Annotated in this window: 11 protein-coding genes and 2 pseudogenes; 2 read left to right on the plus strand and 11 right to left on the minus strand. The window is 44.6% G+C overall.

Going from position 1 to position 12,714, the window contains the following annotated elements; genetic code table 11:
- Positions 1-9: 9 nt before the first annotated feature.
- The 4 genes from SB752_RS22370 to SB752_RS22385 all read right to left on the minus strand — a co-directional run bounded on the left by SB752_RS22370 (position 10) and on the right by SB752_RS22385 (position 2,804).
- Complete coding sequence (locus SB752_RS22370) at positions 10-237, minus strand: hypothetical protein (RefSeq protein WP_410717749.1); 228 nt, start codon at positions 235-237, stop codon at positions 10-12.
- A 98-nt stretch (positions 238-335) separates the two neighbouring features.
- Positions 336-1,619: a glycoside hydrolase family 18 protein gene (locus SB752_RS22375; protein WP_410717750.1), complete on the minus strand. Its 1,284-nt coding sequence runs from the start codon at positions 1,617-1,619 to the stop codon at positions 336-338.
- A gap of 66 nt (positions 1,620-1,685) precedes the next feature.
- Positions 1,686-2,027 carry a thioredoxin family protein gene (locus SB752_RS22380; RefSeq protein WP_410717751.1) on the minus strand — a complete coding sequence of 114 codons (342 nt, stop codon included), beginning with the start codon at positions 2,025-2,027 and terminating at the stop codon, positions 1,686-1,688.
- A 180-nt stretch (positions 2,028-2,207) separates the two neighbouring features.
- The gene (locus SB752_RS22385; RefSeq protein WP_410717752.1) at positions 2,208-2,804 is read right to left on the minus strand and encodes a class I SAM-dependent methyltransferase; all 597 of its coding nucleotides are present in this window, start codon (positions 2,802-2,804) and stop codon (positions 2,208-2,210) included.
- A gap of 383 nt (positions 2,805-3,187) precedes the next feature.
- Between SB752_RS22385 and SB752_RS22390 the strand changes: the two genes are divergently transcribed.
- Positions 3,188-3,868 (plus strand): DUF4386 domain-containing protein, encoded by a 681-nt coding sequence (locus SB752_RS22390; RefSeq protein ID WP_410717753.1) that lies wholly within the window; start codon positions 3,188-3,190, stop codon positions 3,866-3,868.
- A 56-nt stretch (positions 3,869-3,924) separates the two neighbouring features.
- Here the strand turns inward: SB752_RS22390 and SB752_RS22395 are convergent.
- Both SB752_RS22395 and SB752_RS22400 read right to left on the minus strand, forming a co-directional pair.
- Positions 3,925-4,378 (minus strand): annotated as a pseudogene (locus tag SB752_RS22395) (SMI1/KNR4 family protein).
- 115 nt (positions 4,379-4,493) lie between these two features.
- Entirely contained in the window at positions 4,494-4,829 is a 336-nt protein-coding gene (locus SB752_RS22400) for an ArsR/SmtB family transcription factor (protein ID WP_410717754.1), read from the minus strand.
- Positions 4,830-5,058: 229 nt separating this feature from the next.
- On the opposite strand from SB752_RS22400, the gene SB752_RS22405 reads away from it, so the two are divergent.
- A complete protein-coding gene (locus SB752_RS22405) occupies positions 5,059-6,429 on the plus strand; it encodes an MFS transporter (protein ID WP_410717755.1) in 1,371 nt (456 codons plus the stop codon).
- 128 nt (positions 6,430-6,557) lie between these two features.
- Here the strand turns inward: SB752_RS22405 and SB752_RS22410 are convergent, their stop codons facing one another.
- From SB752_RS22410 to SB752_RS22430, 5 genes and pseudogenes are all read right to left on the minus strand, one after another.
- The gene (locus SB752_RS22410; protein WP_410717756.1) at positions 6,558-7,760 is read right to left on the minus strand and encodes a macrolide family glycosyltransferase; all 1,203 of its coding nucleotides are present in this window, start codon (positions 7,758-7,760) and stop codon (positions 6,558-6,560) included.
- Positions 7,761-7,788: 28 nt separating this feature from the next.
- Entirely contained in the window at positions 7,789-8,265 is a 477-nt protein-coding gene (locus SB752_RS22415) for a DUF4259 domain-containing protein (RefSeq protein WP_410717757.1), read from the minus strand.
- 44 nt (positions 8,266-8,309) lie between these two features.
- Positions 8,310-8,438, minus strand: a complete 129-nt coding sequence (locus tag SB752_RS22420; protein WP_410717783.1) for a LuxR C-terminal-related transcriptional regulator — start codon at positions 8,436-8,438, stop codon at positions 8,310-8,312.
- A gap of 2,222 nt (positions 8,439-10,660) precedes the next feature.
- A pseudogene (locus SB752_RS22425) lies at positions 10,661-11,794 on the minus strand (CotS family spore coat protein); the annotation flags it as partial.
- 125 nt (positions 11,795-11,919) lie between these two features.
- Positions 11,920-12,708: an SDR family NAD(P)-dependent oxidoreductase gene (locus tag SB752_RS22430; RefSeq protein WP_410717758.1), complete on the minus strand. Its 789-nt coding sequence runs from the start codon at positions 12,706-12,708 to the stop codon at positions 11,920-11,922.
- Positions 12,709-12,714 lie beyond the last annotated feature (6 nt).

Consider the following 12,714-nt stretch of genomic DNA (forward strand, 5'->3'; position numbering starts at 1 on the left):
ACGTCTAGCTTAGCCTAGCAGCTGGTCCATCTCTTCTTCACGCTTTAAACGCTCCTCTGGACTCGCCAAATCGTACTTTTTCAACAGGTGGAACCATTTGTTTAGGTTATCCTGCGACAATTCTGTTTGAAATAATGCTTGCAGCTGCTCCACCCGTGAGCTAGGTAAAAAAGGAGATTGTTCTGCCAGCTTTTTATGTACATCCTCTACACTATGATCTAGCTTGCACTCACCCATGATCCGTCCCCCTTATTCATGATAGGCTTTACGCCATCATACCATGATTCTCCTGGCGAAAAAAAGGCGTACAAGCCCGTGGATTGTACGCCTTGCACCTATGCTCTTTTCCGTACCCGAAAGTTGGATTCGATGAGAAGCCAGTTTTGCGGAAATGGCAAACCCAATTTCCAGTAGCTGACTCCTCGAAGTCCTAGCTGTTTAACCAAATTGAACTTCGCCTGAATGGAACGGGCATCTTCAAACCAGACTTGATGCTTTTTGTCCTGATCGTCCGTATATTCAAAAAACGGCGCCTGCGCACGGTAATCATAGTGGATCGGCACATTTTGCTTGGCAGCCAAAGCGATTGCCGCTTGTGGACTCAGTGCTTTTGCTGTCGTTCCCGGCTGATAAGGCAGCGTCCAATCGTATCCGTACAGATTTTGACCCATCAAGATTTTTTCTGCAGGCATTTCTGTCAGAGCATACTGCAATACTCTGCGAACCGGCCCGATCGGTGAGACAGCCATCGGCGGACCACCACTGTATCCCCATTCATACGTCATGATGACAACAAAATCGGCAATCTCTCCAATCGCTTTGTAGTCATGAGCTGCATACCATTTGCCCTGTTGCTCCGCGCTAGTTTTGGGAGCTACAGCGACTGACATCATCATACGTGCTGCATGTGCCCGGTCCCGAGCTTTTCGCAAAAAGCGAATATATGCGTCTCGATCCTGTGCGGGCAGCGCCTCCATATCAAAATGGATATCTCCCATTCCTAACTCTCGTGCCGTCTGGATAATCGTGTCCAACAGCTTGTTTTGCAGCGCTTCATTATTTAGGATAAGACCGCCCAGTTCTGAGCTGAACTGATCTTTTTCCAAATTCGTCACGACCAGCATCAAAACGACCTGATTATTTTTCGCGATTGCCTGAAAATCGTTTAGCGCAGGACGTTGGAGTGTTCCATCACGCTTGATTCGAAAGCTGAAGGGAGCTAAGTACGTAAGATGGGGTGCCGCCTGACGAACATCAGCTTCCAGCTCGGGCGATACTGTGCGCCTAGGCTCTGCATACGCATTAAAGTCTGCCGCTCTTCTTGAGCGGGGCGGAATGTAGAGTCTTTGACCGACTTGCAATGGCCGATATTGCGAGATGCCGTTGACCTTGGCTAACTCGGCAGCGCTAATTTGATATCGCTGCCCAATCGTATACAACGTATCTCCTTGCCTGACCCAATGGTAACTGCCTACGATCGGAATTACCATCGCCTGTCCGATGACAAGATCATCCGGGTTTGGCAAATCATTCGCTTCTTGTATCGCCGCTGGGGTTGTACCGTACGTTTCGGCGATGCTGGACAAGGATTGTCCGCTTTCCACCACATGGATTTGCATGCGGCCTCCTCCTTCACACAATGTCTCTCTTCTATGTTATTCAGAGTGAAGGAATTAGGTGTATGTCTATGCCAAAGGCTTCAGCACCTCGTACAAAAAGCCGACCGATTGAATGGCAAAATGCCGCTCCAGAAGCTTACCGTTTTGAAACATCAATAGTGCTGGTACACTCGTGATCATAAAACGTTCTGCCAGTCCCTGCGCAAGATTGATATTGAGCTTATAAATCGAGATAGCAGGCAATGCTTCACGAGTCACCCCAAGCATTCTTTCTGCCAGCTTGCATGTACCGCACATCGGTGTATATACAAACAAAGCAAATGATTGCTCCTTTTCCAACGAAGTGTTAAGATCCGTAACGCTGATTTCCTGCAAGACGCCTCTCCCCTTCTCCGGTTCATAGAACATGATGCTTTATCCTAGCCTCGGTACTTCTGTCTGTCAAGATGCGTAATACTGCAGCAGCATTAAACATAGGTGTATACACAAAAACCCACAAGCTGGCACTTTTCTCAAAGTGTCCTTCTTGCAGGTCAAGGCTCAATCCTGTCGTGTCCTTTTTTTGTTGAGAGGAACGAAGAATTTCTATTATTTTCGGAGTACAAGCTGAATGACATGGGCTAATCCATTGTGCACCTTTCCTGCCACACGTTCTTGCTCGCCATAGAAAAAATGAATCACCTCATGACCTTCGCACCACGCTAGTATATCTTTTGGTTCATATAGCATTTCAAGTTCTGGCGGTCCTCCAGTCCCATACTTCAATTGTTCCTTGGAGAATACCTCAAGCATGAGAATTCCTTTAGGCTTTATCGCCTTTTTCATTTTATTAAGAACCATGGTCTGTGCGTTTTTATGAAAATGTCCAAATACCATAATGGCGGCATCGTATTCTTCACTCGCCACATCCTCTACCATAAGATCAATTTTTTTGGTGTGTATGTCAACGCCATGCTTCTGTGCTAGTTTTTTCGCCTTTTGCAAACCGCTTTCCGCATAGTCAATGGCTGTCACTTCAAGATTTCTTTTTGCTAAAAAAACAGCATTTCTGCCTTCTCCCTCTGCAAACGCAATAACTTTTTGATATGGTTCCAATCGAAAAGCTTGTTGTTGAATAAATACGTTCGGTTCTTCCCCGTAATAATATTCTTCCGAATTAAAACGTTCGTTCCAAATATTTTCCATCCTCACCAGGCCTCCTGTGATTAAAATACTGTCAAGACTGTAATTAGTGATTCCCTCCCACACGCATCTATTCAAGTAAATTGATATAAAAGACATTTAATGTCCTTGATTTCAATAAAAATAATACAATAAAAGACTATATGTGTCCATAATAACTACTTTCTAACCATCGGTCAAGCCGAGTATCAAGTATGTGATTGGAACGCTCCTGTTGCTCATGTCCTGATGCCATCATTCTATATGTTGTTGGAGCCCAACTGTTTCAATTACATGATGTATAGTTTATTTTGCCTGTTGTGAAATATACTTTAATTAGGAGATCATCATGTCCTAGCACGTCCCGTAAACATCCGCCAAATGTAGGTATGATAAGGAGGCTAATTATGCTCGGAAAAAGTACAAATTCAGGCAGAAGGTCTGCATTAATTACTGGGGTGCTATTAATAGCCGGATTGGTTACAGGTATACTTAGTGTTGTTCCTGTTATTGATGGAGCAGACTACCTTGTCGAAGCTTCTACAAATGAAAATCTGGTACTATTAGGAGCGTTTTTCCAGCTGTTAATGGTTGCTGCATACGTTGGTATTCCAATTTTTTTGTATCCGATTTTAAGTAAGCATCATAAAGGCTTAGCTCTTGGCTCTGCTGCTTTCGGAATCATTGCCGGTGTGTTCATTATTATTGGTGTAATTATTCTTTTGCTACTATTGACAGTAAGCCACGAATTTGCAAAAGCTGGAACACTGAATGTATCTTATTTTCAGACCCTTGGTGGATTGTTACGGGAAGGACGGGATTTGGTAAACCATGTGGGAACGACGCTGGCATTTGTTTTGGCTATGCTCTTGTATACCTGCATATTTTACCAAACAAAATTAGTTCCACGGTGGTTGTCAGTTTTAGGTCTGATTGGGTCTACATTGTCCATATTGGCAAGCTTATTATTCATGATTCGATTCATCGGTCTGGATTCAACGTACATGATGTTGAACTTTCCAATAGCCATTCAACAATTGGTTCTGGCTATATGGCTAATCATTAAAGGATTCAACCGCGTGGACTAGGCTGTAGGACTTTCATGTTCTGCAATTGTAAGAAGATGTTCATATCGCTCGACTACTCACCATTCAAAAAAATTTTCCTCGATTAGTACCTCGAATGAATCCGCTAACAACTTGATCTCCCCGGAATCGTGATAACAGATGAAAACCTTTCCTGCCGGATTGATGAAAATCGGTCGCCTGAACCATCCATTGAAATGACATAACTGGATCGTAACACCTCGGCAAAAGGAAGTTCCTTGAATTGCTCTCGGAACCCCAGTGTTAAATCGACAACCGTTTCATTTCCGAGACTAGAGCATTTGAGAATGCATGCACCGCAAGACCTGCATATGCTCCACCGAAAGTCCGGATAAATTGCAGGTAGTCCTCATGAAAGTTTACATTTAGCTGCTGCTGTGCCTTAGCAATTTCCTCCTCGCTCGCCTGAATGCCTACTAGTATGCTATTATCCTCCCGATGAAGGAATATCTTTAATGTCTCCATTAACGCAACGTTCCTTCTCCTAACCATTGAAGTCCCTCCTGCTAAGAAAGAGCCAACCAGAGCTGTTTTGCAGCATTGTTGTAACGATAACGGTAGTTGGCTCTTTTCTAGGAGGAGGGTTTACAGGTAAAATCACTCGGTCTCATGAATTCAAGAACTGGTCCTTTTCGAAAGAAGATTCGAATGCATCCAGAATGGCGTTCAACAAGCCTGGAAAACGAAATTCAAGATCTTCGGTTCGCAACGACAATAAACGCTGCGTTCCCTGGACGCGAACATTTACGATTCCCGCTTCTCTGAGAGTTCGTGCATGGTGAGACAACGTGGATTTGGCCACGGGAACGGACATATCTCCACAAGTACGCTCACCCGCTTTTTTTATTTCAGACACAATATATAGCCGTACAGGATCACTTAATGCATAGAGCACGGAAGACAAATGAATTTCTGATTTGTCCGGGTGATGGAGTATTTTCATGGTAGCGCCTCCCTGACTTGATATACCTTCCCTTTATATATTATCACAGGACTAGCATTAATCCTATTTTTCCATAACAATCGAATTATCGAACGGAAACACAGCTCCCCTTCTTTTACAGTTGTCACAACTGAAGTTGATTCATAATGATTGCAAATGAGCGAAACACATGTTATATTTCTGTTGTTCGATAACAATCGAAATAAGAAAAGAAGCGAGGTATATAAAAATGGCCACTCCGCAAATTCCAACCCACACGCCAGAAAGAGTGCCGCTGAGAGAAGGTCCTGCTATTCTGCTGCTTGGAATCACCATCGTACTTGTCATCATGAATACCATGATGTTTAACTTGGCATTGCCAGATGTAGCCGCGGCTTACCACCTGTCACCTTCTTCGACCTCGTGGATTGTAACCGGCTATTCGATTGTTTTTGCCATATCATCGATTACGTACAGCAGACTGTCGGACTTCGTTCCTATACGTCGTTTATACTTAATTGGTATTTTATCCTTAAGTCTTGCATCCATTGCTGGCTTGTTCACCAACAGCTTCATCATGCTCCTGATCGTCCGCATCATCCAAGCTTCTGGAGCAGGCTCAATCCCTGCCTTATCTATGGTCTTACTCGCCCGCTACATTCCAACGGAACGACGTGGAAAAGCGATGGCAGTGATTATGTCCGCAGTTTCGTTGGGCCTTGGTTTAGGACCTGTTATCGGTGGAGCTATTGTTGAATTTTCAGGCTGGCATACCTTGTTTGTTGTGACCGCCGTGACATTGCTTCTCGTGCCACTCTATTTATCGCTAATTCCGAAAGAAAATGCCAGAAAAGGCTCTTTCGATGTGCTGGGCGCCATCTTTATTGGAGTAGGCACAACGGGTACACTCCTGTTTTTAACGAATCGTTCATGGATCGCGCTGGTGATCGGTTTAGTCGCACTCGCACTGTTCATCATAAATATTCGATCGGCGAAGGATCCTTTCGTACTCCCGTCCTTATTTCTTAATCGATCGTATCTCGCACTCGCAGCCGTTGGTATTGCAGCGTATTTATGCAGCTTTTCTACCCTTTTTCTGATCCCGCAAATTATGGTGAATCAATACCATCTGAGTGCTATTAATGTAGGGCTCGTTCTGTTCCCTGGCTCATTACTGGCTATGATTCTTTCCCGATATGTGGGTCAAGTCATTGATTTGCGAGGCAATTCACCTATTATCCGCTATATTCCGGTGCTTTTCCTGATGTCCGTAGTCTTATTCGCTTTGTTTGAACACATTTCATATTTCGCCGTTATGTCCATTTATATGCTGATGAGTATCGCATTTACGTTTCTTTCAAGCAGCATCTCCAATGAAATGTCCAGAATTTTGCTTCCTTCCCAAATTGGTTCTGGACTTGGATTATTCCAGCTCCTCCAATTTTTCAGTGGCGGATTCGGAGTGGCAATGACCGCTACTGCTCTGGTTTGGCAAAAGGAGCTTCCCATAGCTCAAGCGTACAGCAATATTTTTTGGGGCATGTCTATCGTCATCCTTATGGCCATTGCCTGCTCACTCCTGTACCTTCAAGGTGCTTCTCGCAAAGCCCAAGCTTCCTGATCGTTACTCTAAACGGAATAAGCCCGAATTGATTTCGGGCTTTTCTTCGTTCTCTCTTTTCCTATTAACTTCTCAGCTGCTGGTCATTTTTAATCCATATATTTCGCTGTAGTATTTTTTCTCTAAAATTAGATATGATATTGCCGTTTTAATTCGAAAATCTCATCAACGGCTTGGCGATACCCACCTGATCGTTGAAAGGATTCACTTATATTTGCAACAGCTATCTGAAAAGATGGGTGGTTTAACACATGTTCTACGGTTTCACGTAATTGACTTGCAGTCAAGCTCTGCATTTGCAGTGTCACACCTGCTCCGATATTGGCCACTTGCCTCGCAATGATTGGCTGATCCGCACTTAGTGGGATTACGACGAGCGGAACCCCGTAAAAGAGAGCTTCATTGGTACTGTTCATTCCACCATGTGTAATAAATAATTTCGTACACGTTAGAACATCCATTTGTGGAACATAGCTTTTTACGATGAAATTTGTGGGGATTTCTCCTAAATCAGAAATGTGAACTTTATCCCCAATGGACATGATAACGGTATGGTCAGTGTTCCCTAATGCTTGAAAACAAAGCTTATAGAAATCGATCGACTGGTTTACGACAGTACCAAGTGAAATATAAATGGGACTGTTTCCTTTGATTGCAGTAAGGTCGAAGCACTCCTGCGTGTACCGTGGGGAGATGGATGGACCAACAAATTTGTACGATTGGTCGAATGCTTCACCAAAAGGTTGAAAATCCTTGGTCGTATAAACAATTGTAAGTGGTGCAGGATTACAAAAAACCTCATAAGGAGAAAGGATCTCCACATCATATTTTTCCTTTACCATTTTCGTAAGGCTATGAAATTGATCTTGGATTGGTTTCACGATTTCGGTAGGGATTTCATTGAAAAATGGTTCCAGATCTTGATCAAAGGATGCCTTTGTTTGCGCAAAAGAAGTACAAGAATTTATTGCGGGAAGCTGCAGAATCTGTGCCAGTAACCGCCCACACCCAAACATGGAATCGTGGATGATGTAATCAAAATGCTCTCCTTTGATCTGTTCAAGAACGCTAGGTATGACGATATCTGCCGTAAGTAAAAGACCATTGACTCTTTCTAGTAAATAATTTCTTCCACCTGAAATAAATGCTTTAATAAATTTTTGACCGTCAAAAGTGCGTACAGTAGCTCCCGTCTTTTCCATACGTTCCCGATAAGCTTCTATCGTAAAGTACACGACCTCTTCCCCACGCGAGATGAGCTCTTGTACCACCCCAACAGTTGGATTGATATGACCTTCTGATCCACCATTAATAAATAAAACACGTGCCATGTCTAACGCTCCTTAGGTAGTTTGTTCACTAGGTTGTTTTTGAAAAATGGCTTAGTTCTTTTTCAACTCTCGCAATCAGAAATTCCAAGTTGGCTTTCCATTCAGCCCAGGTTTCGGAATCACGCCATAAATCAATAATTTCTCTTGTATCATCCGCTTCCGGAACTTCATCTCTGATGTCTGTTAAATAGCGTAATAAAAACTTAAGGGCTCCATCGTCTGCTGTGAATGAGCTTACTTTTCCAGATATACTTTCCAAGTTAGTAATTTCCCCATTATCAACATACATGATATAGAGCTCTGTAAGAGCCATTGCACAGGTGTCGTAGAAAAAGTCAATTTCCTCATAAGTCTCTCCAAAAAAGCCACTATTTTTCATCGCAGCAACGATTTCAGACAGGTGAATATGACCTGCGTCAGAATGATTTTGTATAAAATCCTTTACATAATCGACCACATCCAAGCCTTCATCACTTTCTAATGCCTTGTATCCCCATGCCCCCATGTAAATCCCCCTCTCTCATTACAAGCTTTCCACTCGCGAAAACGTTATAAAATAATTTGATTGCGAATCGCTTTGGCAACTGCATCCGTTCTATTTTTGCTATCCAGCTTTTTCATAATGGCTGTCACATACTCTTTCACGGTATCTGAGCCAATGTAAAGCTCGGATGAAATTTCTTTTTTTGTTAATCGTTTTCAAGACGTAACCATCTGCCCCTGTGCCCATTTCTTTTACGGTGTGATCTCTACTTTTGTTCTGCATGATTATCGCTTAGCTGCTCGGTACAATTGATACTTTACTGAGTGCATGATTAGCAGATATATTTGAATTTGCACGATCACTGCTCACATGAACCTCCACCACGTTTTGTAAAAAACAATGTTTCAAGTATCATTTTCGATTTAGACCGCTTAGTTCCCTTCCGTTTACAACCGTCGTTGATAGAAATTAAAATGACAGCTCTAGCCCTGAACATGAAAAAGACCGTTCGAGGCTAAAAGCTGTCATGGCTAATGACCATCATATTTTTTTCTTTCAATTACGCAATTTTCTTCCCTTTTCTAGCTCGCAGCTTCTCTGGCTGACGTTTCTTCGTCCGCTGCACGGGTGCTGGTACTTTAGAATAAGCTTGTTTTTTGGGCGCAGCTGCTTTTAAAGGTTTTTTGGAAGCGGCAGCTTGTTTTTGTCCTAGCTTATTCGCCGGGCGAGCTTGCTTTGCTGGTTCTTGCTTTCTTGCTTTGACGTTACTGGTTTGCTGCGGAGAGACTTTTAGAATCGGATTGTTTGTTGTGATGGGGGACCTTTTTGGATGTACCACTTTTCTCCTAATTCTCTTTCGAACCGTTTTCTGCTTTTTGCTTGCATTTTTCTTTTGCAGCCCCGAAGCCACAGATTTCTCATTGGAGATTCCCGAAGACGGTCGAGCTGTTTTTTTGCTCTTACTTTTTCTTTGCATACTTCTTGTTGTGGTCGTTTGCTGCTCAGGTGTGCTCTCGTTTGATTCAAGCACACTCTCAGTCATTTCCTGGCTCCTATCCTCCGCTTTTGCATGCTTAACAACCGGCTTGGATTCCGCGTCTATATTTTTCCTTGTTTTTGTGGACTTCTTTTCTTTTACAATGGAGATTGTTTTCGCTTTGTCTTTTGATTTCTTTGGTGTTTTTTCCGACTTACCTTCGGCTGAGTCTACTTTTTCCTTTGCTACTGCTGATTTCTCATCTTGAGATGTTGTCTTAGGTTTGACTTTGACCAGATTTTCTTCGACTTGCACCGGTTTCGGTTTGGGTTGCGCATGTTTTACGGTTTCTTCTTTTGCTGTCTTCTTTTGCTTTGGTTTTATTGAATCGTCTTCGAAACGTACTGAGAAGGTTCGGGATTTCCCTGATTTCTTACTGATAGATACGATCTGCGGTTGCTGTTTGTCTGTTTGTGCTTCGATACTGGTGATTGGCCTAACGTCAGTGGACTCTGTTCTTTTTGGTGGACTGGATGGAACCATGCTTGAGAAAATCGGTGATTTTTGAATGGTTTTCTCTAACGGCTGCACTATAAAGGAACGTGCTGGCGCTTCTTGAGAAGAAACCTCTTCTTTCTCGGCGAAGCTTGAGTCGATGAGTGCCTCTTCCTCAACAGCCACCACTTCTGGTAGGGCTATGTCGAACTCGACCGCCTCTTCCTCAACAGCCACCACTTCTGGTAGGGCTATGTCGAACTCGACCGCCTCTTCCTCAAAAGCCACTACTTCTGGTAGGGCTACGTCGAACTCGACCGCCTCTTCCTCAAAAGCCACTACTTCTGGTAGGGCTACGTCGAACTCGACCGCCTCTTCCTTAAAAGCCACCACTTCTGGTAGGGCTACGTCGAACTCGACCGCCTCTTCCTCAACAGCCACTACTTCTGGTAGGGCTACGTCGAACTCGACCGCCTCTTCCTCAAAAGCCACTACTTCTGGTATAGCTTTATCAGTCTCGACCACCTGTTCCTCAAAAGACACTATTTCCGGTAGGGCTAGCTCAAACTCAACTGCCTGTTCCTCGAAAGCAACTACTTCTGGTAGGGCTACGTCGAACTCGACTGCCTCTTCTGCAAAATTCACTTCTTCCTGCAGAGTTATTTCAGTCTCTACAGCTTCTTCCTCAAAAACCACGGCTTCCGGTAGAGTTACCTCGATCTCGACTGCCTCTCCTGCAAAAGTAACTTCTTCCGGTAACACGATCTCAAACTCAACCGACTCTTCTACAAAAGCCATTTCTTCTGGCAAAGCAATTTCAGACTCGCCAGACTCTTCCTCAAAGGCTCCTTCTTTCCAAGCCGCAGTTTCACCTCCCTGTGACTGCAACTGCCAGTCACGTGCCTCCACCACTCTCTCTGAAGAAGCAGGCTGTGTCAGGCGAGCTTCCCGCACGCTTTCATAATTCCCGGATTCATATAGGCTCCGGTCCTGCGCTAATTCCGCCAGTGCCTGCGACTTGGATTGATCGGTTGCAACTACACGCTGCAAAATGCCTTCTGCTTCCGTATTCAAAAACTGGACGGGATCAAAAAACATTTCCTTCAAGTGCTTGTAAAACTCATTAGGCATCGCCATGTCATTCAACAGTAGATCATAGGACTCGGCGTCCAGCGGGTTGGCCTGATGATAGGCTTCAATCATTCCCCTCATCCAGCTTACATCCCAGACGCCCATGTCATCCATTGTGCTAGTGATCAATTTGCGTAAATCCCGGAATGGTAGATCATAGGCTACACCGTCAAGATCGATTACCCATAGCCCCCCTGGTCCATTCTGCCCATTTGACCAGCCGTAGTCCTGATGAACAAGTCCCCAGTGTGGTTCACCCATAGCTACCATATTTGCATAAGCAGACTCGTTTAGTTTTGCCAATGCATCTAGCGCTTGCTGCTGGTATTGATCCACTACTGCCAAGATGGAACGACTAGCGATCGCATCTTCATACGCAACCGCCATATCACGCATCCAGCCAATTTTTTTGGCGATTTTTTGATAGTAGGCGGGCCACCGGAACAAGCGAGATGAATTTTTGGCATTTGCTGGAGGGATATACCCTTTTGAATGACGGTGAAACTCACCGAGGCCGTAGCACAGCTCTTGGGCACCAATCAAATCAACCTTTGTTGCTGGCTGGAGGCTGATCCAATCGGTGACAATCCACAGCTTCCCACCCATTTCGACGAACAGCTTTCCATCCTTTGCAGGAATCAACCTGGGTACTCGCGCGCCTTGGTTAACGATATATTCCTGAAAACCGACGCTAAACAAACTTCGCTCCGGGCTCCGATGCAGCAATTTCAAGCTGCGGGTCCCTCTGTCCGTTTCGATCCGCCAAATAGCCCCGCCTTTATCAGGCTTAGAGGTAATTAATACACGATCGCTCACGTACATGTCGTAATACCCCATAACACGATCGGCTAGTTCATCTATCTCGGGTGGTACATACACATCCCAGTCAGCAGAGACTGCTTCATTCCCCCCACTGACGAGCCACGGCTTTACCAAGTACTGATCCATCCCTCTCCCCCTGTACACGATGTCGTGAGCCGTTCTTAACCCTATCAGGGTATTCACGCTGTTTAGATCACGAAACGGCTAAACAGCAAAAACGGGTTCACACATCCATAAGAGAAAGGAAAGTCCTACTGCTGCAAGGCATCCAGCATCACACGATCCATTTCATTCATCAGGCTAAAAGCACCATCTACGACCAGAGACGTGCCTGTAATAAAAGACGAGTCAGGCTGTGCAAACATCAATACCGCCTTGGCAATATCCTCAGGACTGCCGATTTTTTTCACAGGAGTTGCTTCAGACAGTTGTTCTTCTGCCATGGCCAATATCCCTTCGGTTAAAGCAGAACGTATGACTCCGGGTTTAATCGCATTGACCGTAATCTGATAGCCAGCCAGTTCCTTTGCTGCAGCCTGGGTTAAGCCAACCAACGCATATTTGACTGCTCCATAATGGGCAAAACCTGCCAGCGAGGTTACAGCTGCCAGCGAAGACATGTTAATGACTCGACCATAGTTATTGCGGATCATTCGCTTGGCGGCTTCACGCAGGCAGTAGAAGGAGCCGTTTACGTGAATATCGAACATCCTCATCCATTCCTCGTCTTTCATGTTCACGAGCAAGGAAGGATTGCCAGCGATTCCAGCGTTATTGACCAAAATATCGACATGTCCACATTCTTGATCTACTTGCTCAAAGAATCCTCTAACGCCCGCAACATCGGTTACGTCCAATCGATAGGCAGAAGCCTTGTTCCCCTTTTGACCGATTTCTTCTGCTACACGTGTGGCAGATACCTCCTGAATGTCTGTGACCCATACATGTGCGCCCTGCTCAGCCAGCTGCTGTGAGATCGCTTTGCCAATCCCACTTCCTCCGCCTGTTACTACTGCTACTTGTCCCGTCAATGTACTCATCTCATT

Source organism: Brevibacillus sp. SIMBA_040 (assembly GCF_046535075.1).
Classification (GTDB): domain Bacteria; phylum Bacillota; class Bacilli; order Brevibacillales; family Brevibacillaceae; genus Brevibacillus.

Coding starts and splice junctions, on each gene's coding strand:
- SB752_RS22370 (WP_410717749.1), bottom strand. CDS start 237: ATGGGTGAGTGCAAGCTAGATCATAGTGTAGAGGATGTACATAAAAAG.
- SB752_RS22375 (WP_410717750.1), bottom strand. CDS start 1,619: ATGCAAATCCATGTGGTGGAAAGCGGACAATCCTTGTCCAGCATCGCC.
- SB752_RS22380 (WP_410717751.1), bottom strand. CDS start 2,027: ATGTTCTATGAACCGGAGAAGGGGAGAGGCGTCTTGCAGGAAATCAGC.
- SB752_RS22385 (WP_410717752.1), bottom strand. CDS start 2,804: ATGGAAAATATTTGGAACGAACGTTTTAATTCGGAAGAATATTATTAC.
- SB752_RS22390 (WP_410717753.1), top strand. CDS start 3,188: ATGCTCGGAAAAAGTACAAATTCAGGCAGAAGGTCTGCATTAATTACT.
- SB752_RS22400 (WP_410717754.1), bottom strand. CDS start 4,829: ATGAAAATACTCCATCACCCGGACAAATCAGAAATTCATTTGTCTTCC.
- SB752_RS22405 (WP_410717755.1), top strand. CDS start 5,059: ATGGCCACTCCGCAAATTCCAACCCACACGCCAGAAAGAGTGCCGCTG.
- SB752_RS22410 (WP_410717756.1), bottom strand. CDS start 7,760: ATGGCACGTGTTTTATTTATTAATGGTGGATCAGAAGGTCATATCAAT.
- SB752_RS22415 (WP_410717757.1), bottom strand. CDS start 8,265: ATGGGGGCATGGGGATACAAGGCATTAGAAAGTGATGAAGGCTTGGAT.
- SB752_RS22430 (WP_410717758.1), bottom strand. CDS start 12,708: ATGAGTACATTGACGGGACAAGTAGCAGTAGTAACAGGCGGAGGAAGT.